This is a genomic window from Aureimonas sp. Leaf454 (assembly GCF_001424685.1).
GTDB lineage: Bacteria > Pseudomonadota > Alphaproteobacteria > Rhizobiales > Rhizobiaceae > Plantimonas.
In genome coordinates, this window is sequence record NZ_LMQT01000001.1 from 830761 (window position 1) to 857148 (window position 26388).

Annotated in this window: 28 protein-coding genes; 13 read left to right on the forward strand and 15 right to left on the reverse strand. The window is 68.0% G+C overall.

What is annotated here, in order from left to right; all coding sequences use genetic code 11:
* Positions 1 to 26 precede the first annotated feature (26 nt).
* The 11 genes from rnhA to coxB all read right to left on the reverse strand — a co-directional run bounded on the left by rnhA (position 27) and on the right by coxB (position 9335).
* The gene (rnhA, locus tag ASG43_RS03735) at positions 27 to 548 is read right to left on the reverse strand and encodes a ribonuclease HI (protein ID WP_056500269.1); all 522 of its coding nucleotides are present in this window, start codon (positions 546 to 548) and stop codon (positions 27 to 29) included.
* On the reverse strand, positions 545 to 1519 hold the full coding sequence (locus ASG43_RS03740; RefSeq protein WP_056500271.1) for a homoserine kinase: 975 nt from the start codon (positions 1517 to 1519) through the stop codon (positions 545 to 547). Before ASG43_RS03740 ends, rnhA begins: the two co-directional genes overlap by 4 nt.
* Before the next feature lies 1 nt (position 1520).
* A complete protein-coding gene (gene ispH, locus ASG43_RS03745; protein ID WP_056500274.1) occupies positions 1521 to 2552 on the reverse strand; it encodes a 4-hydroxy-3-methylbut-2-enyl diphosphate reductase in 1032 nt (343 codons plus the stop codon).
* Between the two features lie 109 nt (positions 2553 to 2661).
* On the reverse strand, positions 2662 to 3453 hold the full coding sequence (locus tag ASG43_RS03750) for an SURF1 family protein (RefSeq protein ID WP_280137186.1): 792 nt from the start codon (positions 3451 to 3453) through the stop codon (positions 2662 to 2664).
* Positions 3440 to 3838, reverse strand: coding sequence for a DUF983 domain-containing protein (locus tag ASG43_RS03755; RefSeq protein ID WP_056500278.1), 399 nt, complete (start codon positions 3836 to 3838; stop codon positions 3440 to 3442). The genes ASG43_RS03750 and ASG43_RS03755 overlap by 14 nt, the downstream gene beginning before the upstream one ends.
* 79 nt (positions 3839 to 3917) lie before the next feature.
* Entirely contained in the window at positions 3918 to 4799 is an 882-nt protein-coding gene (locus ASG43_RS03760) for a cytochrome c oxidase subunit 3 (RefSeq protein WP_056500281.1), read from the reverse strand.
* A 112-nt stretch (positions 4800 to 4911) separates the two neighbouring features.
* Positions 4912 to 5517, reverse strand: a complete 606-nt coding sequence (locus ASG43_RS03765; protein ID WP_056500284.1) for a cytochrome c oxidase assembly protein — start codon at positions 5515 to 5517, stop codon at positions 4912 to 4914.
* On the reverse strand, positions 5514 to 5654 hold the full coding sequence (locus tag ASG43_RS21985) for a protoheme IX farnesyltransferase (RefSeq protein ID WP_082490572.1): 141 nt from the start codon (positions 5652 to 5654) through the stop codon (positions 5514 to 5516). The genes ASG43_RS03765 and ASG43_RS21985 overlap by 4 nt, the downstream gene beginning before the upstream one ends.
* An 11-nt stretch (positions 5655 to 5665) precedes the next feature.
* The gene (cyoE, locus tag ASG43_RS03770; protein ID WP_244487978.1) at positions 5666 to 6589 is read right to left on the reverse strand and encodes a heme o synthase; all 924 of its coding nucleotides are present in this window, start codon (positions 6587 to 6589) and stop codon (positions 5666 to 5668) included.
* A gap of 172 nt (positions 6590 to 6761) precedes the next feature.
* Entirely contained in the window at positions 6762 to 8369 is a 1608-nt protein-coding gene (gene ctaD / locus ASG43_RS03775; RefSeq protein WP_056500286.1) for a cytochrome c oxidase subunit I, read from the reverse strand.
* Positions 8370 to 8393: 24 nt separating this feature from the next.
* The gene (gene coxB, locus ASG43_RS03780; protein ID WP_056501088.1) at positions 8394 to 9335 is read right to left on the reverse strand and encodes a cytochrome c oxidase subunit II; all 942 of its coding nucleotides are present in this window, start codon (positions 9333 to 9335) and stop codon (positions 8394 to 8396) included.
* Between the two features lie 574 nt (positions 9336 to 9909).
* Between coxB and ASG43_RS03785 the strand changes: the two genes are divergently transcribed.
* Together ASG43_RS03785 and tldD are read left to right on the forward strand one after the other, a co-directional pair.
* Positions 9910 to 10458: an invasion associated locus B family protein gene (locus ASG43_RS03785; protein ID WP_056501091.1), complete on the forward strand. Its 549-nt coding sequence runs from the start codon at positions 9910 to 9912 to the stop codon at positions 10456 to 10458.
* Between the two features lie 184 nt (positions 10459 to 10642).
* A complete protein-coding gene (gene tldD / locus ASG43_RS03790) occupies positions 10643 to 12058 on the forward strand; it encodes a metalloprotease TldD (RefSeq protein ID WP_056500289.1) in 1416 nt (471 codons plus the stop codon).
* A gap of 69 nt (positions 12059 to 12127) precedes the next feature.
* Here tldD and pdxH read toward each other — a convergent pair whose 3' ends face one another.
* Positions 12128 to 12778 carry a pyridoxamine 5'-phosphate oxidase gene (gene pdxH, locus ASG43_RS03795; RefSeq protein ID WP_056501092.1) on the reverse strand — a complete coding sequence of 217 codons (651 nt, stop codon included), beginning with the start codon at positions 12776 to 12778 and terminating at the stop codon, positions 12128 to 12130.
* A 107-nt stretch (positions 12779 to 12885) separates the two neighbouring features.
* On the opposite strand from pdxH, the gene ASG43_RS03800 reads away from it, so the two are divergent.
* From ASG43_RS03800 to ASG43_RS03815, 4 genes are all read left to right on the forward strand, one after another.
* The gene (locus ASG43_RS03800) at positions 12886 to 13296 is read left to right on the forward strand and encodes an RT0821/Lpp0805 family surface protein (RefSeq protein WP_162244667.1); all 411 of its coding nucleotides are present in this window, start codon (positions 12886 to 12888) and stop codon (positions 13294 to 13296) included.
* Positions 13297 to 13452: 156 nt separating this feature from the next.
* Positions 13453 to 14415, forward strand: a complete 963-nt coding sequence (locus ASG43_RS03805; protein ID WP_056500298.1) for a DnaJ C-terminal domain-containing protein — start codon at positions 13453 to 13455, stop codon at positions 14413 to 14415.
* Positions 14416 to 14535: 120 nt separating this feature from the next.
* Positions 14536 to 15354, forward strand: coding sequence for an enoyl-ACP reductase FabI (gene fabI / locus ASG43_RS03810; protein ID WP_056500302.1), 819 nt, complete (start codon positions 14536 to 14538; stop codon positions 15352 to 15354).
* 2 nt (positions 15355 to 15356) lie between these two features.
* A complete protein-coding gene (locus ASG43_RS03815; RefSeq protein ID WP_244487979.1) occupies positions 15357 to 15986 on the forward strand; it encodes a histidine phosphatase family protein in 630 nt (209 codons plus the stop codon).
* A gap of 108 nt (positions 15987 to 16094) precedes the next feature.
* On the opposite strand, the gene ASG43_RS03820 is transcribed toward ASG43_RS03815, so the two are convergent.
* A complete protein-coding gene (locus tag ASG43_RS03820) occupies positions 16095 to 16331 on the reverse strand; it encodes a DUF1344 domain-containing protein (protein ID WP_162244668.1) in 237 nt (78 codons plus the stop codon).
* 288 nt (positions 16332 to 16619) lie between these two features.
* On the opposite strand from ASG43_RS03820, the gene aroC reads away from it, so the two are divergent.
* The 7 genes from aroC to ASG43_RS03855 all read left to right on the forward strand — a co-directional run bounded on the left by aroC (position 16620) and on the right by ASG43_RS03855 (position 23742).
* On the forward strand, positions 16620 to 17717 hold the full coding sequence (gene aroC, locus ASG43_RS03825) for a chorismate synthase (protein ID WP_056500306.1): 1098 nt from the start codon (positions 16620 to 16622) through the stop codon (positions 17715 to 17717).
* Entirely contained in the window at positions 17714 to 18640 is a 927-nt protein-coding gene (locus ASG43_RS03830; RefSeq protein WP_056500309.1) for a histone deacetylase family protein, read from the forward strand. Before aroC ends, ASG43_RS03830 begins: the two co-directional genes overlap by 4 nt.
* A 42-nt stretch (positions 18641 to 18682) precedes the next feature.
* Positions 18683 to 18931, forward strand: coding sequence for an exodeoxyribonuclease VII small subunit (locus ASG43_RS03835; RefSeq protein WP_162244677.1), 249 nt, complete (start codon positions 18683 to 18685; stop codon positions 18929 to 18931).
* Positions 18932 to 19060: 129 nt separating this feature from the next.
* Positions 19061 to 20986: a 1-deoxy-D-xylulose-5-phosphate synthase gene (gene dxs / locus ASG43_RS03840; protein WP_056500314.1), complete on the forward strand. Its 1926-nt coding sequence runs from the start codon at positions 19061 to 19063 to the stop codon at positions 20984 to 20986.
* Between the two features lie 48 nt (positions 20987 to 21034).
* Positions 21035 to 21799, forward strand: coding sequence for a TlyA family RNA methyltransferase (locus ASG43_RS03845; RefSeq protein ID WP_056500316.1), 765 nt, complete (start codon positions 21035 to 21037; stop codon positions 21797 to 21799).
* A complete protein-coding gene (locus ASG43_RS03850) occupies positions 21796 to 23025 on the forward strand; it encodes a class I SAM-dependent RNA methyltransferase (protein WP_056500318.1) in 1230 nt (409 codons plus the stop codon). The genes ASG43_RS03845 and ASG43_RS03850 overlap by 4 nt, the downstream gene beginning before the upstream one ends.
* 75 nt (positions 23026 to 23100) lie before the next feature.
* The gene (locus ASG43_RS03855; RefSeq protein WP_056500322.1) at positions 23101 to 23742 is read left to right on the forward strand and encodes a DedA family protein; all 642 of its coding nucleotides are present in this window, start codon (positions 23101 to 23103) and stop codon (positions 23740 to 23742) included.
* A 4-nt stretch (positions 23743 to 23746) separates the two neighbouring features.
* Here the strand turns inward: ASG43_RS03855 and ASG43_RS03860 are convergent, their stop codons facing one another.
* The gene (locus ASG43_RS03860; protein WP_056500325.1) at positions 23747 to 24499 is read right to left on the reverse strand and encodes a crotonase/enoyl-CoA hydratase family protein; all 753 of its coding nucleotides are present in this window, start codon (positions 24497 to 24499) and stop codon (positions 23747 to 23749) included.
* The gene (locus ASG43_RS03865; RefSeq protein WP_056500326.1) at positions 24496 to 26295 is read right to left on the reverse strand and encodes an acyl-CoA dehydrogenase; all 1800 of its coding nucleotides are present in this window, start codon (positions 26293 to 26295) and stop codon (positions 24496 to 24498) included. Before ASG43_RS03865 ends, ASG43_RS03860 begins: the two co-directional genes overlap by 4 nt.
* Positions 26296 to 26388 lie beyond the last annotated feature (93 nt).

Consider the following 26388-nt stretch of genomic DNA (forward strand, 5'->3'; position numbering starts at 1 on the left):
CCGCCCCATCGTCCGGCGGTGCCGACCTATTTCGCCTTCTGCACGATCCCGTGCAACATCTTCGGCGCGGGCGCCTTCCCGCCCTTGAACGGCGCCATGCCCATGCGCGCCAGTTCGTCCGCGCGCTCGTTCAGCTCGTGACCGGCATGGCCCTTCACCCAGTGGAAGGTCACGTCGTGCACGGTTCGCGCCTGATCCAGCGCCTGCCAGAGCTCGGCGTTTTTCACCGGCTTCTTGTCGGCCGTGCGCCATCCGTTGCGCTTCCAGCCGTGGATCCACTTGGTGATCCCGTCGCGCAGATATTGCGAATCCGAATGGAGGTCGACCGGCATCGGGCGCTTCAGCGAGCCGAGCGATTCGATCGCGGCAAGAAGCTCCATGCGGTTGTTCGTCGTCATCGCCTCGCCGCCGGAGAGCTCCTTGCGCGTGCCATCGTAATGGAGGATCGCCCCCCAGCCGCCGGGACCGGGATTGCCCGAGCAAGCGCCGTCCGTGTAGATCTCGACGCGCTTGGATGCGCCCGCGCCGACGGCGTTCTCGTCGCTCATGAAAGGCTCCGTTCGATCCCGTAATCGGCGGCCTGTTTCACGCCCCGATGGAACCGCAGCTTGCGCAGATATTCGCGCGGATCCTTCTTCGTCACGAAGCTGTCGTCGGGAACGTTCAGCCAATCGTAGAGGCGCGTCAGCAGGAAGCGCATCGCCGCGCCCCGCGCCAGGATCGGCAGCGCCGCGATCTCGGCCTCGGACAGGGGACGCACCGAGCGATAGCCCTCGATCATCGCGCGGCCCTTGGTGATGTTGAAGGCGCCGTCCTGCTCGAAGCACCAGGCGCAGAGACCGATCGCCAGATCGTAGGCGAGAATGTCGTTGCAGGCGAAGTAGAAGTCGATGAGCCCGGACAGCTCGCCCGACAGGAAGAAGACGTTGTCGGGGAAGAGATCGGCGTGGATGACGCCGGTCGGAAGATCGCTCGGCCAGTGGGCTTCGAGCGTCTGGAGATCCCCCGCGATCTCCGCGGAAAGACCCGGCTCGACCCGGTCGGCACCGGTTCCACACGCCTCGGCCAGCGGCCGCCATGCCCCGACAGAGAGTGCGTTCGGCCGCACCAGGGAAAAATCGGACGCCGCGACGTGCATCCGCGCCATCTCCGCGCCGACCGCGCGGCATTCCGATGCGCCCGGCCGGCGCGTCCACATGCCTTCGAGAAAGGTGAAGATCGCGGCCGGACGGCCCGCGAGTTCGCCGAGACGCGTGCCGCTGCGCGCATTCACCGGCAGCGGACAGGACAGGCCCCGCTCGGCCAGATGATCCATGAGCCCGACGAAGAACGGCAGGTCGTCCTTGTCGACGCGCTTTTCATAGAGCGTCAGGATGAAGGTGCCGGCCTCGGTGCGCAGGAGGAAGTTGGAGTTCTCCACCCCTTCCGCGATGCCCTTGTAGCTGAGCAGGGCGCCGAGATCGTAGTCGCCCAGAAAGGCCGACAGCTGCGGCTCCGTGACGTCGGTGTAGACCGCCATGTCAGCGGCTCCCGGCGGCCAGGGCCGACGCGCCCTCGCCGTGGACGAAGGCCATGTCGGCGGGGAGAAGCGGCGTGTCGCGAAGCGAGCGCATCACCGGGAAGTTCTCGTTCTCCTCGGCCGTGCGCACGAGTTCGACAGAGATATCGTAGCGCGCGCGGAAGGCGTCGATGATCTCGTCGATGACGATCTCCGGCGCGGAAGCCCCCGCCGACATGGACAAGGTCGCGCCGTCGGAGACGAGGTGCCAGGGAATGTCGCTCGCGCGCTGCACCAGGGCGGAGGCGAGCGCGCCGGCACGCGTCGCGACCTCGACGAGGCGCATGGAATTGGACGAGTTCGGCGCGCCGACGATCAGGAAGAGGTCCGTGCCGGGAGCCGCCGCCTTCACCGCGTCCTGGCGATTGGTCGTGGCATAGCAGATCGAATCCGACGACGGTGCCTGCAGGTTCGGGAATTTGGCCTGCAGCGCGGCGACGACCCCGGCGGTGTCGTCCACCGACAGCGTCGTCTGCGTGACGAAGCCGAGCGCATCGGGATCGGCGGGATCGAAGGCCGCGACGTCGGCCTCGCTTTCGATCAGGGAGACGGTGCCGTCGTCCAGCTGGCCCATCGTTCCCACGACCTCGGGATGACCCTTGTGACCGATGAGGAGAACGTGGCGTCCCCGCTTCACGTGCAGCATGGCCTGCTTGTGAACCTTCGAAACGAGCGGACAGGTCGCGTCGAGATAGAGAAGCTCGCGGGAGGCCGCCTCCGCCGGAACGGATTTCGGCACGCCATGCGCGGAGAAGACGACGGGCTGACCGTCGTCCGGCACGTCGGACAATTCCCGCACGAAGACGGCGCCGAGCGTCTCCAGTCCTTCCACGACATAGCGGTTGTGCACGATCTCGTGACGGACATAGACCGGCGCGCCGTATTTCTTCAGCGCGAGCACCACGATCTGGATGGCCCGGTCGACGCCGGCGCAAAAGCCCCGGGGCTCGCAGAGTCGTAAGGTCAGGCGGGGCGTTGGCAAGGTCTGGAGCAAGGCGCTGTCCGTTCTCTCCGGCGGCCGGACCGCGCGGCATAGTTTCGCCGGGAATGAAGGCATCGCGCCCGTCTGTGTCAAGCGCGGCAAGACGCCGGATCGGACGGGATCAACCGTCGCGCGGAGCCCGGCGCTGGCGCAGCACGAGAAGGACCAGCATCACCGACAGAACCGCGGCGAGCCCGTACCACGTGATCGCATATTGGAGATGGCTGTTCGGAATGTCGACCACCGTCGTTCCGCCGACGGGCCCGCCGGCACCGGACGGCGTATCGGGGCCGGCATCCACGATGAAGGGCAAGAGACCCGCCATGTCGGCCTCCGGCAGGCCGCGGGCGAGATCGGGCAAGTGCTTCCAGAAGAAGGCGTTCTTGACCGGATCGTTGTCGGGCACGAAGGAGCTCGGCTTTTCCGCCAATGCGTTGCGCGCGATGCCGGCGAAGGCGACCGCACCCTCCACCTGCCCGCCGCTTCGCGTTTCCGCGCTCTTGCGGTCGTAGGCGACGAAGCCGCGATTGACGAACAGCGTCCGCCCGTCGTCCAGGCGCAGCGGCGTGAAGACGTTCCAGCCGGCGGCGCCGCCCGAGGTCGAGAGGACGTGGCGCTCGTCGGCATGCAGGAAGCGCCCGGAGACGAGGACCGGGACATAGTCGACGTCGCCGCCGCGCGCGAACTCGGCCTCGACCTCTTCGAGAGGACGCGGCGGCGCATGGACCCGCGCCTCGATCGTTGCGATCAGCCCGTTCTTCCAGCCGAGCCGCTCCATCTGCCAGGTGCCGAGCCCGACGAGCACGGCGATCCCGAGGAGACAGAGCACGACGCCCGCCGCGAAGCTGCCGCGGCCGAGACGACGGATCTCCCTCGGCGGCGCGACCGTCCCGGGGCCCTCAACCCGCGACATCGTCATCCGTCTCCAGGCGTCCCGGCGCGGCCTTGTTGCGAAACTGCAGGCCGATCATCAAGCCCTTCAGGAGGCGCAGCAGCGGCAGGCAGAGAACCAGCGTCAGCGGAATCCACAGGAGGAAGTGGATCCAGAGCGGCGGATTCCACGTGACCTCGGTGTAGAGAGCGAGGCCAACCACGACGAAGCTGATGATGAGAATGACGAAGACGGCCGGACCGTCGCCCGAATCGATGAAGGCGTAGTCGAGCCCGCAATGACTGCAAGCCGGCTTGAGAGAGAGAAAGCCCTTGAAGAGACGGCCTTCGCCGCAGCGGGGGCAACGATTGCGCATCGCCATCCCCGCGGCATCGACCGGCGCGTAGAGCGGGGTATCTTCGGCCATCTCGTCACCTCCAAACGAAAGAGGCGGTCGCCGACGCGCCGCCCCTTCCTTCTCGTTCAGTCCTCGGCCGGAGCCGGATTCACTCGGCGTGGATCGTGCCGCCCCAGCTTCCCCAGATGTAGATGGCGAAGAACAGGAAGAGCCAGACGACGTCGACGAAATGCCAGTACCAGGCCGCGGCCTCGAAACCGAAATGCTTCTGCGCCGTGAACTGGCCCTTCAGCGCCCGGATCAGGCAGACGATCAGGAAGATCGTCCCGACGAGAACGTGGAAGCCGTGGAAGCCGGTCGCCATGAAGAAGGTCGATCCGTAGATCGAGCCGGCGAAGGCGAAGGGCGCGTGGGCATACTCGTAATACTGCACGTAGGAGAAGATCACGCCGAGAACGCAGGTGAGCGCGAGGCCGGTGATCAGACCCTTGCGGTCGTTGTGCAGCAGGGCGTGGTGCGCCCAGGTGACCGTCGTGCCCGAAAGAAGGAGCGTCACCGTGTTGAAGAGCGGCAGGTGCAGCGGATCGAGAACCTCGATGCCGACCGGCGGCCACTGACCGCCCAGGACCTCGGTCCGCGCGGCCTGGATGGCCTCGCCGGGAAACAGGCTGGCGTCGAAGAAGGCCCAGAACCATGCGACGAAGAACATCACCTCGGAGGCGATGAACATGATCATGCCGTAGCGCAGATGCATCGACACGACCGGCGTGTGCGCGCCCTCCTGCCCCTCCTTCACCGTGTCCGACCACCAGGCGAACATCACGTAGAGGACGAGCGCCAGTCCGATGAAGAAGATCCAGGGCGTGGCGAAATCGACGCCGCCGATCAGGAACTGCTGCTCTGCGTGAAGCCGCATCCAGCCGACCGCGCCGAAGAACATGATGAGCGCGCCGAGCGAGGCGAGGAACGGCCACGGGCTCGGATCGATAATGTGGTAGTCGTGCTGTTTGCCGTGCGTGGTGTCGGCCATGTCTAGTCCCCGGTCGTTCCGTGCCCGTCTCCGACCCTCTTATACGAAGGCGGCGGCATGCTTTACCAGCCCATCCCCTCCGCCTCTGTCCCGAAAGGCGGTGGAAGAGCGATTAGAGTTCGTTCGTCGTCTCGGTCTTTCCGGCCTCCGACGGCGCCGACGCGACAGGCGCCGGCGTGTCGACGGGGAAGAAGGTATAGGACAGCGTGATGGCCGGCAGGCCCGTCAGGTCCTCGGAGTCCAGCATGGCCGGATCGACGTAGAAGATCACGTCCATGTCCCGGCTCTCGCCCGGCTGAAGCGTCTGCTCGGTGAAGCAGAAGCAGGTGATCTTGTTGAAGTAGACGCCCGCCGCCTCCGGCGTCACGTTGTAGGTCGCCTGCGCGGTGACGGGCTTGTCGGACCGGTTGACGACCCGGTAGCTCGTCTGCCGCGTTTCGCCGAGCTTGACGCGGATTTCGCGCTCGATCGGCTGGAACGCCCAGGGCACGCTCTTCGACGCATTGGCGTCGAACCGGACCAGGACCTCGCTGTCGACGACCCTCTCGGACGCCGCTTCGGCGCGCTGCGTCGTGCCGCCATAACCGGTCACCTGGCAGAACATCTGGTAGAGCGGAACCGCCGCATAGGCCGCGCCGAGCATGCCGCAGGCGAAGGCCCCGGCGGCGACCGCCACCGTCAGGTCCCGGCGGCGCTTGGGGGACGGAGCCCCCGTCACGACGGACTTCCCATCTTCGCGATGGTCACGACGTAGAAGAGGACGACGAGCGCCACGAGGAACACGCCGATGGCGACCGAGCGGCGGCGACGCGCCTTCTGCTCTTGCGGTGTCAGGGTCACGAAGTCTTCGGCCATCACGGCGCTCCTCACAGGAGACCCGCGCGGGCGACGATCGCCTCGCCGAGCAGGATCACGAACAGGGCGAAGAGGTAGAGGATCGAGAAGCCGAACAGCTTCTTGGCCGGCAGCATCTTCGGGTCGGCATCCGGCATCCGGTACGTGGCGAAGGCCAGCCAGAGGAAATAGGCGCCGAGTCCGATGCTGGCGACGCCGTAGACCGGGCCGGCGAAGCCGAGCGCGAACGGCGCGGCGCCGACCGGCACGAGGATCAGCGAATAGAGAAGGATCTGGAACCGGGTCGCCGCTTCACCGGCGACGTTGGGCAGCATCGGAATGCCGGCGCGGCCGTAATCCTTCATCTTGAACAGCGACAGCGCCCAGAAATGGGGGGGCGTCCACAGGAAGATGATGAGAAAGAGGATCGCGCTTTCCAGGGAGACTCCGCCGGTGACGACGGCCCAGCCGATCATCGGGGGAAACGCGCCCGCGGCTCCGCCGATGACGATGTTCTGCGGCGTCGAGCGCTTCAGGCCCATCGTGTAGACGACGGCATAGAAGAAGATGGTGAAGGCGAGGAGCGCCGCCGAGAACCAGTTGGCCGCGAGTCCGAGGACCATCACCGACAGGCCGGAAAGAGCGAGCCCGAAGGCGAGCGCCGTGCGCGGCTCGATGCGTCCCGCCGGAACCGGACGGCCCGCGGTGCGCGTCATGATCGCGTCGATGTCGGCGTCGTACCACATGTTGAGCGCGCCGGACGCGCCCGCGCCGAGCGCGATCGACAGCACGGCGACGACGGCGAGCGAGGCGTCGATGGAGCCGGGCGCCATCATCAGGCCGGTGATCGCGGTGAGGACCACGAGCGACATGACGCGCGGCTTCAGGAGGGCCAGGAAATCGCGCGGCTCGGCGAGGCTGATCCCGCTGCGTGCGCTGCCGGCCGTGCCGGCGATGGGTTCGATCGCGATGGTCACTTCGTCACCTCAGGCATCGCCGGCCGGAACTCGCCCCATGCCGTCCGGCGGTGGCGAAGTCGGACGCGGCGGTCCGGTCTGGAACGACATGGCCCCGAACGAAGCGGGGCCATGTCGGATGTCGTCTCGTCCGCTGCGGATCGAGTTCGGCTTACCGAACGCGCGGCAGCTGCTCCCACTGGTGGAACGGCGGCGGCGAGGACAGCTGCCATTCCAGCGTGGTCGCGCCTTCGCCCCATGGGTTGTTGCCCGCGATGCGCTTCTTGGCGAAGGCTTCCCAGACGCCGTAGAGGAACACGAGGACGGCGAAGCCCGAAATGTACGAGCCCATCGAGGACACGAAGTTCCAGCCCGCGAAGGCGTCGGGATAATCCGCGTAGCGACGGGGCATGCCGGCCGCGCCGAGGAAGTGCTGCGGGAAGAAGACGAGGTTCACGCCGACGAAGGTCAGCCAGAAATGCACCTTGCCGATCGTCTCGTTGTACATGTAGCCGCTCATCTTCGGGAACCAGTAGTACCAGCCCGCGAAGATCGCGAAGACGGCGCCGAGCGAGAGCACGTAGTGGAAGTGCGCAACCACGTAGTAGGTGTCGTGCAGCACGCGGTCCATGCCGGCATTGGCGAGCTTGACGCCCGTGACGCCGCCGACGGTGAAGAGGAAGATGAACCCGATCGCCCAGTACATCGGCGTGCGGAAGGTTAGGGAACCGCCCCACATCGTCGCGATCCACGAGAAGATCTTGATGCCGGTCGGAATGGCGATGACCATCGTCGCGAACACGAAATAGCGCTGCGTGTTGAGCGAGATGCCCGTCGTGTACATGTGGTGGGCCCACACGACGAAGCCGACGACGCCGATGGCGACCATGGCATAGGCCATGCCGAGATAGCCGAAGACGGGCTTGCGCGAGAAGGTCGAGATGACGTGGCTGACGATGCCGAAGGCCGGCAGGATCAGGATGTACACTTCGGGATGGCCGAAGAACCAGAAGAGGTGCTGGTAGAGGATCGGATCGCCACCGCCGGACGGCGTGAAGAAGGTCGTGCCGAAGTTGCGGTCGGTCAGCATCATGGTGATGGCGCCGGCGAGAACGGGCAGCGACAGGAGGAGGAGGAAGGCGGTCACGAGCACGGACCAGGCGAAGAGCGGCATCTTGTGCAGCGTCATGCCGGGGGCGCGCATGTTGAGGATGGTCGTGATGAAGTTGATCGCGCCGAGGATCGACGAAGCGCCGGCGATGTGCAGCGCGAAGATCGCGAGATCGACGGCGGGGCCGGGATGGCCCGTGGTCGAGAGGGGCGGATACATGGTCCAGCCGGTGCCCGCGCCGTTCGATCCCGGCGCGCCTTCGACGAACATCGACATGAGGAGCAGGAGGAAAGCGGGGACGAGGAGCCAGAACGAGATGTTGTTCAGGCGCGGGAACGCCATGTCCGGCGCACCGATCATGATCGGCACCATCCAGTTGGCGAAACCGCCGATCAACGCCGGCATCACCATGAAGAAGATCATGATCAGGCCGTGGCCCGTGGTGAAGACGTTGAAGATCGCGGGGTCGCCGAAGATCTGGAGGCCCGGCGACTGCAGTTCCATGCGGATGGCGACGGACAGACCGCCGCCGAACACGCCGGCCATGATCGCGAAGATCAGGTAGAGCGTGCCGATGTCCTTGTGATTGGTCGAATAGACCCAGCGCGCCCAGCCCGTCGGGCGATGGTCATGCGCATCATGTGTGTCGTGTACGGCTCCGGTGGCCATGACGGTGCTCCTCTGGACCCGAGTTTACTGGCTGACCGCGACGGCCACGCGGCCGGCGGCGGCTTCGATCGAAGCGGTCAGTTGCTGGTTGGCGGCGGCGACGTCTCCGGCCGCGGCCGCGAGCCAGGTCGCGAACTGCTCCTTCGACACCACGCGCACGCCGATCGGCATGAAGGCATGGTCGCGCCCGCAAAGCTCGGAGCACTGTCCGTAGAACATGCCCTCGCGCGTCGCCTCGAACCAATATTCGTTGTTGCGGCCGGGCACCGCATCGACCTTCACGCCCATCGAGGGAATCGCGAACGAGTGAATGACGTCGCCGGAGGTCGCTAGGATGCGGATCACGGTGTTCACTGGAACGACCATCTCGTTGTCGACGGCGAGAAGGCGCGGATAGACGGCCATGTCGACCTTGCCGCTCGCGGCGCGGTCGGCCTCCTGGACCATGTAGGATTCGAACGAGACCGGCTCGGCGGCCGGGGCGGCTTCCGCGGACTGCGATGCCTCGGCGGTCGCGGCGGGAGCGGTGCCCGAACCCTCGGCGGCCGGATTGGTCGCGCCGGGCTGATACTCGTAGCCCCAGTACCACTGGTAGCCGGTCGCCTTGATCGTCAGTTCCGGCTCACTCGGCGGATTGTACTGCGCCGTCAGAAGCTGGAACGAGGGGATGGCGAGAAACAGGAGGATGATGACCGGCGCCACCGTCCAGACGACCTCGATCGCCGTGTTGTGGCTCGTGCGCGACGGCGTCGGATTGCGCTTCTCGTTGAAGCGGTAGACGCAGTAGGCCAGCAGCGCCGCCACGAAGATCGTGATCGGAACGATGAAGGCGAGCGTGTAGTTCGAGAACCAGTGGATCTGCGCCTCGATCGGCGACAGCGCCTCCTGCAGATTGATCTGCCAAGGATGCGGCTGTCCCGGATGCAGTTGTTCCTGCGCTCCCGCGACACCGAGACCTGCGGCGATCGCCGACGCTGCGATGATGGTTCTCTTCACCCAATGCTCTCCCCGTCGCGTCCCCTGGGATCGGCCCGCTTCCTCTCTGGAAGCGATCACCGGCCCCGACACGGGCGACGCCCATATTATCCGGCGTCTCGGCTGCTTCAAACCACGAAAGGCCGTAATCTGCAACATTTCCAAAGAAGAACCGGGACGGCCGTTCTGCACGGGGCCGGCCCGGACCGCAGACCGCCGCCGCTCGATGCTTCCCGACGAGGTTAGGCCATTCCCCTGCCATGTTCGACCGGCCATAACGCCGCGCTTGCGTCCGCCCGGGCATGGTCCTGCGATCGGACGATGCGGCCGGGCGACGGCTCGTGCTAAACACCGGCGAACGGAGCCTCTTCGGGGCCGACCGACGACGTTCGGCCGCACGAGTCTCGTCCGGACGAAGTTCGACCGGACCGAACCCGGCCGATCACGATCCGCCAAACCACTCTCGGCCAATCGATTTTTGGCCAAACCAGATTCGGTCAAACCAGACTCGGCCAATCCACACTCGGCCAATCCAGACTCGGCCAAACCAGACTCGGATGGAATGATGAAGCGGTATCTCAAGGCGGCCTTGGCCGTGGCCATGGCCGTGCCGGCCCTTTCGATCCTGCCGGGGACGGCCCTGGCGCAATCCGCCGCGGGCGGTCAGGTGAAGTCGCAGCACGGCGCCTGGGCCGTGGTCTGCGAGACGCCGCCCGGCGCCCCCGGCGAGCAATGCGCCCTTCTCCAGACGGTCGTCTCCGAACAGCGCCCGGAAATTGGTCTCGTCGTGATCGTCCTGAAGACGGCCGACCGCAAGGCGACCATCCTGCGCGTGCAGACGCCGCTCGGCGTCGTTCTGCCGACCCAGATCCAGGTCGCGATCGACGGGCGCTATTCCGGCAATCTCCAGTTCATGCGCTGCTTCGCCGACGGCTGCTTCGCCGAAGCCGTTCTCGACAAGCCGGACACGATCAACGGCGAGCAGACGACCCTGCAGGCTGCTTTGGCCAAGGCGGCGACGGTCGTCTTCTCGGTCTTCCCAACCGTCGAGGAGGGGATCGGCTTCGAGATCGACATGAAGGGCTTCACCGAGGGTTTCGCCGCGCTTCCCTGATCCGGGGCGGGCGGTTCCGCCCCGCCGCTCCCGCGCGCCCGGCCTCGCCCCCGCGCCTGCGGCTCCGATCCCGGCAGGCGAGCGCTTGGTGCGCGCGCTTCGGGCTCCTATGTCAGGGCCTCGGTCCCCTATCGACCCTCCATCCCGCCTTTCCCGCCTTCGACTCTTTTGCAAGGACGACGCCATGGCCGCTTCGCTGATCGAGCGCTTCGACATTTCGCGCGCCGAGATCGACCGGATTCTCGGCGGCGCCCTCGCCGGGGCGGACGACGGCGAACTGTTCCTGGAAGTGCGCGAACAGGAGTCCCTCGCCTTCGACAACGGACGCCTGAAGGCCGGCACCTTTTCCTCCGATCAGGGCTTCGGCCTGCGCGTCGTCGCCGGCGAGGCCGTCGGCTTCGCCCATGCGGGCGATCTGTCGGAGGGCGCGCTTCGTCGCGCCGCGTCCGCCGTCGAGGCGGTGAAGAGCGGTCACAGCGGCACGGTCGCCGAGGGTCCGTCCGGCACCAATCAGAAGATCTACGGCGAGGAGAATCCGATCCCCTCGCCCGGCTTCGAGGCCAAGGTGAAGCTCCTTCAGGACATCGACGCCTATCTCCGCGCCAAGGACGAGGCCGTGCGGCAGGTGTCGGTGACGCTCGGCTCGCAATGGCAGACGGTCGAGATCCTGCGCGCCGACGGGCGCCTGGCGCGCGACATCCGGCCGCTTGTTCGGATCAACGTCTCCGTCGTCGCCGGCCGCGGGGATCGGCAGGAGACGGGATCGCACGGCGCGGGCGGGCGCACCGGCTTCGGCGAATTCTTCGTCGAGGCCAGCTGGAAGGCGATCGCGGACGAGGCGCTGCGCCAGGCGCTGGTCAATCTCGACGCGGTCCCCGCGCCGGCCGGGGTGTTCGACATCGTCCTCGCCGCGGGCTGGCCCGGCGTCATGCTGCACGAGGCGGTGGGACACGGGCTCGAAGGCGATTTCAACCGCAAGAAGACGTCGGCTTTCGCCGGTCTCCTCGGCCAGCAGGTCGCGGCCAGGGGCGTCACGGTCGTCGACGACGGCACGATCGCGGAACGGCGCGGCTCGCTGACCATCGACGACGAGGGCACGCCCACCAACCGCACGGTCCTCATCGAGGACGGCAAGCTCGTCGCCTACATGCAGGACCGGCAGAACGCGCGGCTGATGGGCATGGCGCCGACCGGGAACGGGCGCCGCCAGTCCTACGCCTACGCGCCGATGCCGCGCATGACGAACACGATGATGCTGGGCGGCACGGCGACGCCGCAGGAGATCCTCGCCTCCGTGACGGACGGCATCTACGCCGTCTCCTTCAACGGCGGTCAGGTGGACATCACGTCGGGCAAGTTCGTCTTCAACTGCACGGAAGCCTACCGCATCCGGAACGGCATCGTCGGCGAGCCGCTGAAGGGCGCGATGCTCATCGGCAACGGCCCCGAAGCCATGCACCGCGTCTCCATGATCGGCAACGATCTCGCGCTCGACACGGGCATCGGCATGTGCGGCAAGGCCGGCCAGGGCGTTCCCGTCGGCGTCGGCCAGCCGCATCTGCGCATGGATCAGGTCACGGTCGGCGGGACCGAGGCCTGAGCGATGGGGCCCGGCGACGCGTGTCGCCGGGGCCGGCGCCGCGGGGCTCGCGTCCGCCGGACGATTCGTTCAGGGGTAGAGCCGCCGGCGCGCCCAGGCGCGTTCGCCGTCCGGGCCGGTTCCGCGACCGTCCGTCTCGCCGTCCCGCGTGTAGAGGATGCGGTCGTGCAGGCGAAATTCGCCGTCCTTCCAGAATTCGATCTCCGTCGGCAGGATGCGCAGGCCCGACCAGTGCGGCGGGCGCGGAATGTCCTCGCCGGGAAAGCGCGCATCCGCCTCCGCCACGCGGTCGACGAGGATCTGCCGGCTCTCCAGCGGCCGGGACTGTTCGGATGCCCAGGCGCCGAGGCGGCTGCGGCGCGGGCGCGTCGCGTAATAGGCGTCGGCCTCGTCATCGGAGACGATCTCGGACACCCCGCGCACGCGCACCTGTCGGCGCAGCGACTTCCAGTGGAAGCAGAGCGCCGCCTTGCCGCTCGCCAGGATCTCGCGGCCTTTCGCACTGCCGAAATTCGTGTAGAAAACGAAGCCGCGATGGTCGAGCCCCTTGAGGAGGACCATCCGGACATCGGGCAGGCCGCCTTCGTCGACGGTCGCGAGCGCCATGGCGTTCGCATCGTTGATCTCGGCGGCCGTCGCCTCCTCCAGCCAGGCTTCGAAAAGCGCGAAGGGATCCTCGCCGGCCGGCACTTCACCGAGAGTTAAGCCATCGTTTGTCATGATGATCGCAAGCTCCACGCTACGTGTTCGCCGGCTATAGTGGATCGCCGAGCCGCAGCACCAGACCCAAGATGGCATGAGATGCCATGAGATGGCATGAGATGGCGATGAAACCGATCAGGCCCCTGGCAATCCTTCTGGCCGCAGTTCTCTGCGGCGGCTGCGTCGTGTCCGGCGGCGGCATGGACGACGGGGTCGACGAGAAGGCCGTGACCGCCGCCATTCCGGCCGCCGATCCCGCGCCCTCCCCCGACCAGGCCTCCGATCAGATGACGGTGCGCAACGCCGTTTCCGCGGCCGATCTCTCGGCGGCGGAGAACCAGCGGCCCTGGGCGAATGCGGACACGGGTGCGACCGGCGTCATCACGGCGATCGCCGAAAGCCGCGCCGGCGATACGATCTGCCGCACCTTCCAGACGTCGCGCCAGCGCTTCGATGGCATCGCCCTCTACAATGGAGAGGCCTGCACGAAGGGTGGCGGGCAGTGGACGCTGACGCGATTCGCCGAGGGCCAGTAGGACCGGTCGGACCGGGGCACGGCGGGCCCGCCCGCGCTCCGAGGCGACATCGATAGGTTCGACCCTTAAATTTGCGGTCGGATTGCGCCATATAGAGCTGTCGTCGGGCGCAGGCTGCGCCCCAGAAGTTCATGGATGTTCGAGGACCGAGCTCTGATGCGTGATCCCTACGCCGTTCTCGGCGTCGCCAAGACTGCGAACGAGAAGGACATCAAGTCCGCCTTTCGCAAGCTGGCGAAGAAATATCATCCGGATGCGAACGCCACCGATTCCTCCGCGAGCGCGCGCTTCAACGAAGCCAATCAGGCCTACGAGATCCTCGGCGACAAGGAAAAGCGCGCGCAGTTCGACCGGGGCGAGATCGACGCCGACGGAAAGCCGAAATTCCAGGGCTTCCCCGGCAGCGGCGGCAGCCCGTTCGGCGGCGCGGGCGGCGGTGGCAGGAGCGCGCCCGGATTCGACTTCCGCAATGCGCGCGGCGGCCCCGAGGCCGGCAACGAAGGCCTCTTCTCCGATTTCTTCGAGCAGGCGTTCGGCGGCCGCGGCGCGCGCGGCGGCGCGGGCGGCTTCTCGCAGGCGCGCGGCGGTGCCGGTGGTGCGTCCGTCAAGGGCGAGGACATCAAGGCGACCCTCAAGGTCCGGCTGGAGGACATCGTCTCCGACGACAAGGTCGAGGCGATCTTCCCGACTGGCAAGCGCCTTGCCATCGACATTCCGGATGGAGTGGAGAACGGGCAGGTGATCCGCCTGCGCGGACAGGGTCAGCCCTCGCCTCTTCCGGGAGGCGCGCCGGGCGATGCGTTCGTGACCATCGAATATGTCTCCCATCCCCGATTCGAGGTTGCGGGGCGCGATCTGACGCTCGACCTGCCCGTGCCGCTCGCCACCGCCGTGCTCGGCGGCAAGGTGCCCATCGAGACCCTCGACGGCCGGGTTTCCATGACGCTTCCGCCCTGGTCGAATTCCGGCCGGACCCTGCGGCTCAAGGGGAAGGGCCTGACCAAGCCCGGCGGCGGGCGCGGCGACATCCTGGCCAATCTGCGCATCGTCCTGCCGAGGGATCCCGATCCTGCCCTCGTCGATTTTTTCCAGGCCAAGGTCGAGCCGGCCGAGGGCTGAGGCCGGGCGGGCACGCGCGCGGTGCCGGCCCGAAATCCCTGCCAGCTTGATGGTCGACCATCCCTATGCCATACCGCCGCCGCAAGACGGCGACGTGACCGAGTGGAAAGCTGAAGCATCATGGCAGCATCGAACGGGCTGATGGCCGGCAAGCGCGGGCTCGTTATGGGCGTTGCCAACAACCGCTCGATCGCCTTCGGCATCGCCAAGGCCTTGACGGACGCGGGCGCCGAGGTTGCGCTCACCTATCAGGGCGACGCGCTGAAGAAGCGGGTCGAGCCGCTGGCCGCCGAACTCGGCGCCTTCGTCGTCGGTCACTGCGACGTCGCGGACGCCGCCACCATCGACGCCTGCTTCGCCACGATCGAGCAGCGCTGGGGCAAGATCGATTTCCTCGTGCATGCGATCGGCTTCTCCGACAAGGACGAGCTAACCGGTCGCTATGTCGACACGAGCGAGGCGAACTTCTCCAAGACCATGCTGATCTCGGTCTATTCCTTCACGGCTGTCGCCCAGCGCGCCGAGAAGCTGATGACCGACGGCGGCTCGATGCTGACGCTGACCTATTACGGTGCGGAAAAGGTGATGCCGCACTACAACGTGATGGGCGTCGCCAAGGCCGCGCTCGAGGCGTCCGTTCGCTACCTCGCCGTCGACCTCGGCCGGAAGGCGATCCGCGTCAACGCCATCTCCGCCGGACCGATCAAGACCCTGGCCGCCTCCGGCATCGGCGACTTCCGCTACATCCTGAAGTGGAACGAGTACAACGCCCCGCTGAAGCGCACCGTCACGATCGACGAGGTCGGCAATTCGGCCCTGTATCTCCTGTCGAACCTGTCCACGGCGGTGACCGGCGAGGTCCACCACGTCGATTCCGGCTATCACACGGTCGGCATGAAGGCGGTGGATGCGCCGGACATCTCCGTCGTGAAGGATTGACGATCCAGCCCGCGCCGGCCGCGTCCGCCTTGAACCTCTCCGACCTGCCGCATCTCGTCCTCTGCCGCCATGGCCAGACGGACTGGAACGCGGAAGGCCGGCTGCAGGGGCAGGAGGAGATCGACATCAACGAGCGCGGCCGGGCCGAGGCCCGGCGCAACGGACGCCGCCTTGCCGAACGCCTGGGGGCCGCGGCGTCGTCCTTCCGCTTCCTGGCGAGCCCGATGCGACGGACCCGGGAAACCATGCGCCTCGTGCGCGCCGAGATGGGCCTCGACCCCGAAGCCTACGAGACCGACCCGCGTCTCGTCGAACTCAGTTTCGGCGACTGGCAGGGCTCGACATTGCAGGAGGTCGAGGCTCGCGAGCCGACCGCCATCATTGAGCGCGAGGCGGGCAAGTGGACGTTTCGCCCGCCGGGCGAGCGCGCCGAGAGCTACGACATGCTCGCCGCGCGCGTCGCGCCGGTCTTCGCCGAACTAGACCGGCCGACGGTCATGATCGCCCATGGCGGCACGATCCGCTCGTTCCTCAAGCTCTACACCGGCCTCGACGCCGCCACCGCCGCCCATCGCCCGATCCCGCAGGATCGCTTCATCGAGGTCGAGAACGGCGTGATGCACTGGCGGTAGACCGGTCCTTCGGGCGAACAGAAGACGCTTCGACGCCTCAAAATGCTGCATAGATCGCTTCGGGAACCCCGTCCAAGTGCGATGTCGGAGGCCGGACCTGGAACGTCGTCAGCCTCTCGCAACCTCCGCCGGCTCGACGATCACATGAGCCTCCATGCCGGGCGACACGGCGTCGTAGTCGAAGCTGCCGGGCAGTCGGTAGGCGGTGCCGTCGGCGAAGATGAGGAGCGAGCGGTCGCGGTCGACGGCGGCGATGACGCCGCTTTTCTCCTCGGCGCAGGCCGGGATCGTCAGCGCGACACAGAGAAACGAACTGGCGAAAAACGCGACGATCTGCTTCGTCATGAGCTTGTCCTCCTCGGCCGGCGGTCCGGCCCCAACCTGAATTTCATCGACCATCGAACCGCGGTCCCCCCGCAGCCGATCGTTACCCATCCATCATTCCGGTCGATTGTGGCGGATTGCGTCATCGAAGCGCCCGACCACACTTCGTTACAAAATTTGACGTCGGCCGACCCGCTGACATAAACCCCCGCATGCTCGTCCGGTCGCCCGTCGGGCCGAGTGCCCTCGTCCCGTCCCGCCGAACCGTTCCGGCGAAGAGTGTCCCCCGCCGCAGAGTTTCACCGGCCCATGTCGCACAACACCTTCGGACACCTTTTCCGCGTGACGACCTGGGGCGAGAGCCACGGTCCGGCGATCGGCTGCGTCGTCGACGGGCTGCCCCCGGGACTCGTCTTCTCGCAGAGTTATATTCAAGACTTCCTTAACAAGCGCCGGCCCGGTCAGTCGCGATTCACCACGCAGCGGCGTGAGCCGGACGAGGTCCGCGTCCTGTCCGGCACGATGCCCGGCGCGGCCGAGGGCGACCTCGTCTCGACGGGAACGCCGATCGCGCTGGAGATCCAGAATGTCGATCAGCGCTCGAAGGATTATTCCGACATCGCCCAGCGCTATCGGCCGGGTCATGCCGACATCGCCTACGACATGAAATACGGCGTGCGCGACCACCGCGGCGGCGGACGGTCCTCCGCGCGCGAGACGGCCTGCCGCGTGGCGGCCGGCGCCCTGGCGCGGCTCGTCCTGCCCGGCATCACGATTCGCGGCGCTCTGGTGAAGATCGGGCGGATCGGGATCGACCGCGCGCGCTGGAGCGATTCGCAGATCGACTCCAACCCCTTCTTCTGCCCCGATGCCGAGACGGCCTCGCTCTGGGAGGCCCATCTCGACGCGGTGCGCAAGGCCGGCTCCTCGGTCGGCGCGGTGGTGGAGGTCTGCGCGACCGGCGTTCCGGCCGGCCTCGGCGCGCCGCTCTACGGCAAGCTCGACGCCGACATCGCGGCCAATCTCATGTCGATCAACGCCGTGAAGGGCGTCGAGATCGGCAACGGCTTCGAGGCGGCCGAACTCACCGGCGAGGAGAACGCCGACGAGATCCGGATCGGAGCCGATGGCGGTCCCGCGTTCCAGTCCAACCAGGCCGGCGGTATTCTCGGCGGCATCTCGACAGGCCAGGCGATCGTCGCGCGCTTCGCCGTGAAGCCGACCTCCTCGATCCTCACGCCGCGCCGCTCCATCGACGCAGCTGGCCAGGAGGTCGACGTCATGACGAAGGGCCGGCACGATCCCTGCGTCGGCATCCGCGCGGTTCCGATCGGCGAGGCCATGCTCGCCTGCGCGCTGGCCGATCACGTCCTGCGCGATCGCGGGCAGACGGGACGGACCCGATGACGACGCGCCTCTACCATCACCCCGTCTTCGCCGAGCACCTGACCGGCCCCGGTCATCCCGAGCGGCCCGACCGCATGCGCGCCGTCGCGGCCGCGCTGGAGGCCGAGGCCTTTCAGCATCTCGACCGGGCGGAAGCGCCCGAAGCTCCGCTGGCGGCGATCTATCGCTGCCATCCCGAGTCCTATGTGCGGCGCATCGCCAAGGCGATTCCCGATGCCGGCATGGCACGGATCGACGGCGACACGGTGGTCAGCCCGAAAAGCTTCTCGGCCGCCCTCCATGCCGTGGGTGCCGCCTGCGCGGGCGTCGACGACGTGGCGACGGGCGCGGTGGCGAACGTCTTCGTCGCGGCGCGTCCGCCCGGCCACCATGCCGAACGCGACACGGCAATGGGCTTCTGCCTCTTCAACACCGCCGCCATCGCCGCCCGCCATGCCCAGGCCGTCCATGGCCTGGAGCGCGTCGCGATCGTGGATTGGGACGTCCATCACGGCAACGGCACCCAGGACATCTTCTGGAGCGACACGTCCGTCTTCTACGCCTCGACGCACCAGATGCCGCTCTTCCCCGGCACCGGCGCCAAGGACGAGACGGGCGCTGGAACGATCTGCAACGCACCTCTCTCCTCCGGGGATGGGAGCGAGGCCTTCCGCGAGGCGTTCGAATCGCGCGTTCTGCCCGCGCTTCACGCGTTCAGGCCCGATCTCGTCATCATATCGGCCGGTTTCGACGCACATCATCGCGATCCGCTCGCCAACATCAATCTCGTCGAAGGCGATTTCGACTGGGCGACGGGCAAGCTGATGGACGCCGCCGACCGGCACGCGGGCGGGCGTCTCGTCAGCCTGCTCGAAGGCGGCTACGACCTCGTCGGCCTCGGCCGCTCGGTCACCGCCCATGTCGGCCGCCTCATGGCTGGCTGAGGATAAGGAGAGATCATGCCCGCCAACGCCTCCGTCGCCGACTTGCCGGCCGACGATTCGGACATCAAGCGCATGAGCTTCGAGGAGGCGCTGTCGGGACTGGAGCGGATCGTCTCTGATCTCGAGCGCGGCGACGTGCCGCTCGACATCTCGATCCGCATCTACGAACGGGGCGAGAAGCTGAAGAACCATTGCGAACGGCTGCTATCCGCCGCCGAGGACAAGGTCGAGAAGATCAAGCTCTCGCGGGCGGGAAAGCCCACCGGCGTGGAGCTGCTCGACCCCGCCTGAGACGGCTTCGGGATGCGGCCATTGAACCGCTGGCTTGAACGCGCCGCAATTCATACAATCTAACCGTTCCAAGATCCCGGCGGCGGCGCAGCCGACGCAGCCCGAGGGATCGCCATCGTTGAAAGGTGGATGATCCACGTGCCGGACAGTCTGCAGACCCCGCTTCTCGACCGCATCGAAACGCCCCGCGATCTCCGCGCCCTGAAAGAGAGTGATCTCCGGCAGGTCGCCGACGAGCTGCGCACCGATCTCATCGACGCGGTCTCGCGCACCGGCGGACATCTCGGCGCCGGTCTCGGCGTCGTCGAGCTGACGGTGGCGCTGCATTACGTCTTCGACACGCCGGACGACCGCCTGATCTGGGACGTCGGCCACCAGGCCTACCCGCACAAGATCCTGACCGGCCGGCGCGAGCGCATGCGCACCGTTCGCCAGGAGGGCGGCCTCTCCGGCTTCGCCAAGCGCACCGAGAGCGAGTTCGATCCCTTCGGCGCGGGCCATTCCTCGACGTCGATCTCGGCCGGACTCGGCATGGCGGTCGCGCGCGACCTCGATGGCGGCAAGCGCAACGTCGTCGCCGTGATCGGCGACGGCGCGATGTCGGCCGGCATGGCCTACGAGGCGATGAACAATGCCGGCGCGCTCGACGCGCGCCTCATCGTCATCCTCAACGACAACGACATGTCGATCGCCCCGCCGACGGGCGCGATGAGCGCCTATCTCGCGCGCCTCGTCTCGGGCAAGACCTATCGGGGCCTGCGGCACGGCGCCAAGAAGTTCTCCAAGATCCTTCCCGGCTTCATGCGCGAGGGCGCCCGCAAGACCGAGGAGTTCACGCGCGGCTTCTTCACCGGCGGCACGCTGTTCGAAGAACTCGGCTTCTACTATGTCGGCCCGATCGATGGCCACGACCTCGATCACCTCCTGCCCGTCCTGAAGAACGTCCGCGATGCCAAGGAGGGTCCGATCCTCGTCCACGTCGTGACGCAGAAGGGCAAGGGCTACGGACCGGCGGAGAGCTCCAGCGACAAGTATCACGGCGTCTCGAAGTTCGACGTCATCACCGGCGCGCAGGCCAAGGCCAAGGGCAATGCCCCGAGCTACACCACCGTCTTCGCCGAAAGCCTCGTCGCGGAAGCGCGCGAGGACGAGAAGATCGTCGCCGTCAACGCGGCCATGCCGAACGGCACCGGCCTCGACCTCTTCGGCGAGGCGTTCCCCTCGCGCACCTTCGACGTCGGCATCGCCGAGCAGCATGCCGTCACCTTCTGCGCGGGCCTCGCCTCGGAGGGCTACAAGCCCTTCGCCGCGATCTATTCGACCTTCCTCCAGCGCGCCTACGACCAGATCGTCCACGACGTCGCGATCCAAGGCCTTCCCGTGCGCTTCGCCATCGACCGGGCCGGCTTCGTCGGCGCGGACGGGCCGACCCATGCCGGGTCCTTCGACACCGGCTTCCTGTGCCCGCTTCCCGGCATGGTCGTGATGGCCGCGAGCGACGAGGCGGAACTGCGCCACATGGTGCGCACCGCGGTCGAGTACGACGAGGGCCCGATCTCCTTCCGCTATCCCCGCGGCAACGGCACCGGCGTCGAGATGCCCGAGCGCGGCAAGGCGATCGAGATCGGCCGGGGCCGCGTCGTGCGCGAGGGTACCAAGGTCGCGATCCTGTCCTTCGGCACGCGCCTCGCCGACGCCGTGGCCGCCGCCGAGGAGCTCGAGACCTTCGGCCTTTCCACGACGGTCGCCGACGCCCGCTTCGCCAAGCCGCTCGACGGCGACCTCGTCGCGCGCCTCGCCCGCGACCATGAGGTGCTGATCCTTCTCGAAGAGGGCGCGAGCGGCGGCTTCGCCGCGCAGGTGCTGCAGTTCATGGCGACGCGCGGCCTTCTCGACCAGGGCATCAAGGTCCGTCCGCTGATGATGCCGGACCTCTTCGTCGACCACGCCAATCCCGATGTGATGATCCGGCAGTCCGGCTTGGACCGGACCGGCATCGTGGATGCCGTGTTCAAGGCGCTCGGCACCTCCGCGCGCCGCGTGATGCAGGCCTGACGCCCCCGGGCCCTTGCCATTTGGCGCGCCGGGCCCCATGACCCGGCGATGGCAGCCACCGAAGAACAGCACCTGTCCCGCGTCCGGCTCGATCAGCTCGTCGCCGAGCGCGGCCTCGTCGCCAGCCGGGCCCGCGCGCGCGACGCGATCCTGCGCGGGCATGTCCGCGTCGACGGGCGCGTCGTGACCAAGCCCAGCCTCAACGTCGAGCCGGACAGCCGGCTCGATCTCGACGATCCCGCCGCCGACTTCGTCTCGCGCGGCGGGCTGAAGCTCGATGCCGCACTCGACGCCTTCGGCATCGACGTCGCGGGTCGCTCGGCGCTCGACGTCGGCGTGTCCACCGGCGGCTTCACCGATTCGCTGCTGAAGCGCGGCGTCGCGCATGTCGTCGCGATCGACGTCGGCCACGGACAGCTCCATCCCCGCATCGCCGCCGACGAGCGCGTCGACGCCATCGAGGGCCTCAACGCGCGCGACCTCGACGAGGACCATCTCGGCGGTCACGCGATCGACCTCGTCGTCGCCGACGTCAGCTTCATCTCGCTGCGCCTCGCCCTGCCGCCCGCGCTGGAACTGGCCGAGCCCGGTGCCGACGCGGTCCTCCTCGTCAAGCCGCAGTTCGAGGCCGGCAAGGACGCCATCGCCAAGAACGGGCTCCTGCGCGACCCCGACAGCGCGACGGATGTCGCGGAAAGCCTGAAGACCTGGCTCGGCACGCAGGACGGGTGGACGGCGGTCGCGCTGATCCCCTCGCCCATCGAGGGCGGCGACGGCAATCGCGAGTTCCTGCTGCATGGTCGCAAGTCATGACCCTGACGCTGGAGATCGACGAGCTCGGCGCCAAGGGCGACGGCGTCGCGACGGGGCCGGAGAATGCCCCCCTCTATGTCCCGTTCACGCTGCCGGGCGAGCGCGTCGAAGCCGAGCGTTCGGGGGCCCGCGCCAAGCTTCTGCGCATCGAGCTGGCCTCCAAGGACCGCGTCGAGCCGCCCTGCCCGCATTTTGGGATCTGCGGCGGCTGCGACCTCCAGCATGCCGACGACGCCCTCTATCGCGACTTCAAGCGCCGTCTCGTCGTCTCCGCCCTGAAGAGCCGCGGCATCGAGACCGAGATCGCGCCGCTCGTCACCATCCCGCCGGCGACGCGCCGTCGCGCCGTGTTCTCCGGCCTTCGCGAGGGCAATCGCATCGTCTTCGGCTTCTTCGAGGCGCTGACGAACCGGATCGTGCCGATCGAGACCTGTCTCGTCGTGGTGCCGGAGATCGAGCGGCGTCTGAACGACCTGCGCTCGCTTGCCCTGATCGTCGCCGACCGCAAGGGCCCGATGCGGATGGTCGTGACCGCGAGCGACGTCGGCTTCGACATCGCCCTCTCCGAGACCGCCAAGGCGACGGAGGCCCTGCGCCAGTCGATCGTCGCCTTCGCGCTGCGCCAGGATTTCGCGCGCGTGACGCTCGACGGCGAGACGGTCATGGAAACGCGCCGCCCGACGGTCGACGTCGCGCGGATCACCGTGCCGCTGCCGCCGGGCGGCTTCCTCCAGGCGAGCGCGCAAGCCGAGGAGGCGATGGCATCGCTCGTCACGCGCCATCTCGCCGGCTCCAAGGCGGTCGCCGATCTCTTCTCCGGCATCGGCACCTTCGCGCTGCGCCTCGCGCGCTCCTCGGCGGTCCACGCCGTCGAAACCGACGCGCTCGCGCTCGCCTCGCTCGACGCCGCCCGGCGCAAGGCGCAGGGGTTGAAGCCGCTGACGACCGAGCGCCGCGATCTCTTCCGGCGGCCGATGACCGCCAAGGATCTCTCCCGCTTCGAGGGCGTGGTCTTCGATCCGCCCCGCGCCGGCGCGGAGGCCCAGTGCCACGAGCTCGCCTTGTCGAAGGTGCGGCGCGTGGCGGCCGTGTCCTGCAATCCCGCCACGCTCGCGCGGGACCTGCGCATCCTCCTCGACGGCGGCTTCCGGCTCGTCGGCCTCACGCCGATCGATCAGTTCGTCTGGTCTCACCATGTCGAGGCGGTCGCTCTTCTGGAGCGCTGACGCGTGCCCGGCGCGATCCGGCTTCGAGAGCGAAAAGACAGGCTCGACGCGAGCCTGGATCTGGAGCGCTGAGGCATGCTCGACACGATCATGGGCTTTGTCGCCGATTACGGCGTCGTCGTCGTCTTCCTGTCGATCCTGGTGGAATCCTCGGGGCTTCCCGTGCCCGGCGAGAGCATGCTGGTCGCGGCGGGCGTGCTGGCGAGCCAGGGCCGGCTCGAATACTGGCACGTCTTTGCCGCGGCGACGCTCGGCGGCATCGCGGGCGACAATGTCGGCTACCTCCTCGGCCGGCGCTACGGTCGCCGCTTCGTCTATCGCTACGGGATGAAGGCGGGCCTGCCGAAGGCGCGGATCTCGGAACTGGAGCGGGGCTTTCTCGAACGCGGGCCCCCCATCGTTCTCTTCGCGCGCTTCATCTTCATCCTGCGCCAGCTCTGCGGCTTCTTGGCGGGAACCGCGCACATGCCGTGGTGGCGCTTTTCGTTCTACAACGTCCTGGGCGCCGCGCTCTGGGCCGGCGCCTATTCCGGCGGAGCCTATCTCCTCGGCTCGGCCGTCGAGCGCTATCTCGCCGCCAGCCACTGGGTCTTCGCTGGTGTCGCCGCCATCTTCGTCATGGCGCTGTCGACGACCATCTGGAAGTTCGTCCGCGAAGCCCGAGCCGCGCCGATGGGGGACGACGACCTCCCGCCGCCACCCCCATCCGCCGCGTGAGGCGTCAGCCTTTCCCCTTCGACATGAAGGCCATGAACGCCGTCCGCGCCTCCGCCGAGGACAGGCGTTCCCCGAAGTGCCGCGTCTCCACCGCGATCCGCTCCAGCAACTCCTCGCGCGGTGCCCGCAACAGATCCCGACCGATGGCGAGCGCTTCCGGCGGCTTGGCGGCCAGAGACTGCGCCGCCGAAAGCGCCGCCGCCTCGACCTCCGCCTCGGCCACGATCCGCGTCACGAGATCGGCCGCCTTCGCCGCCTCCGCATCGAAGGCCTCGCCAAGCACCAGCAGCGCATAGGCTCGGCGCACGCCCATGAGGCGTGGGGCCAGCAGGCTGGAGCCGGCTTCCGGCACGAGGCCGAGATCGAGGAAGGGCGTGCGGAACACCGAGCGCGGCGAGGCCAGCACCATGTCGCAATGCATCAGCATCGTCGTGCCGATGCCGATCGCCAGCCCGTCCACCGCCGCGACGAGAGGCTTTCGGGAGGTCGCCAGCGCGTCGATGAACTCGCTCACCTCCCCCGTCGGCTGGCCGCCCATGGCGATCGCGACGAAATCGGCAATGTCGTTGCCCGCCGAGAAGGCGCCGGGAACGCCCGCGATCACGCTCGCCCCGATCGCGGGATCGCCGTCGGCCGCCCGGAGCGCCGCCGCCATCGCGGCATACATCGGCCGGTCGATCGCGTTCTTCTTGTCCGGGCGGTTCATGCGGACGATCTGGACGCGCCCGTCGCGCTGGGTCCCGACGAAGGCGCTCATGCCGCGAATCCTTCGCCGAGCGCGGCCTGGGCCGCCGCCTGGAGGCTGGCCGCGCCGGCCGTCACCTGCCGCGAAAGCCCCGCCGTCTCGGCGAGGAGATTTTCGGCCATGAAGCGCGCGAGCGCGACGCGCGATGCGTCGCCCGCATCCGCCAGCGCCCCGCGCGCGAGGTAGACCGCGCCCGCGGTCAGGCCCGCCAGCTTGAGATAGGGGGTCGCCCCGGCCAGCGCCGTGTCGGTCTCCTTGGAGGCCAGACGCCCCGCGAGGTATTCCGTCGCGCTCCGAAGATCGGAAAGGCCTGCCGACAGCGCCTCGGCCGTCGCTCCGAAATCGGGACGGTTCGCGCCGCGCACCGCCTCGACCGTCTCTTCGAGCTCGGCGAAGTAGGATGCGACCGCCGCCCCGCCGGCGAGCGGCAGCTTGCGCATCACGAGGTCGATCGCCTGGATGCCGTTCGTGCCCTCGTAGATCGGCGCGATCCGCGCGTCGCGGTAATGGCGTGCCGCGCCGGTTTCCTCGATGAAGCCCATGCCGCCATGGACCTGGATGCCGAGCGAGGCGACGTCGACGCCGACGTCGGTCGCGAAGGCCTTGGCGATCGGCGTCAGGAGATGGGCGCGGTCGCGCCAGGAGGATCGTGCGGCCTCGTCCGCCGTCGCGTCGTGGCTGCGGTCGATGGCATGGCCGCAGGCGAAGGTGATCGCCCGCGCCGAGGCCGTCAACGCCTTCATCGTGAGGAGCATGCGCTGGACGTCGGGATGCTCGACGATCGGGCTCATCGCACCCGCCGTTCCAGCCGAGGAGCGCCCCTGCCGGCGGTCCCGCGCATAGGCGAGCGCCCCTTGCGTCGCGGCCTCGGCGATGCCGACCCCTTGCGTCCCCACATGCAGCCGCGCGTTGTTCATCATCGTGAACATGCAGGCGAGGCCCTTGTTCTCCTCGCCGACGAGCCAGCCGATGGCGCCGGCCTCGCCGGTCTCGCCCTTGCCGTCGCCGTAGATCATCGTGCAGGTCGGCGAACCGTGAATGCCGAGCTTGCGCTCGATCGAGTGGCAGATCACGTCGTTGCGGGCGCCGAGAGCGCCGTCCTCGCCGACGAGGAACTTCGGCACGAGGAAGAGCGAGATGCCCTTCACCCCGGCCGGCGCGTCCGGCAGGCGCGCGAGAACGAGATGGACGATGTTCTCCGTCCAGTCGTGCTCGCCATAGGTGATGTAGATCTTCTGCCCGAAGATGCGGTACGTGCCGTCCCCGGCCCGCTCGGCGCGTGTGCGCAGGGCGGAGAGGTCGGAGCCGGCGGCGGGCTCGGTGAGGTTCATCGTCCCCATCCAGACGCCGGAGACGAGCTTTTCCAGATAGGTCCGCTTGAGGTCGTCCGAACCGTGCGCGGCCACGGCCTCGACCGCGCCGACCGTCAGCATCGGTCCGAGGGCGAAGCCCATGGACGCGCCGTTCCACATCTCGAAGACCGCCGCCGACAGCGCCACCGGCAGGCCCTGGCCGCCGTGGCTCTCCGGCCCCGTCAGCGCATTCCAGCCGCCGTCCGCCCAGCGCCGGTAGAGATCGGCCCAACCCTTCGGGGTGGTGACGACCCCGTTCTCGGCGCGCGCGCCCTCCCGGTCGCCGGAAACGGCGAGCGGCGCGATCTCCTCGCCGGCGAACCGGCCGGCCTCCTCCAGAATCGCGTCGAGCAGATCCGGCGTCAGGCTTCCCGCCCGTCCCTCCTCCATGGCGGGTCCGAGTCCCGCGACGGATTTCAATGCGAATGCAATGTCGGCCACCGGCGCCTTGTACATCGTCAGCTCCTCCCGCCGCCCGCGTCATGCGAGCCGATCCTCGGTCGAGAGGGCTAAGCGCGATTGACGTGAACGTCAATCGTCGGCGGGTCA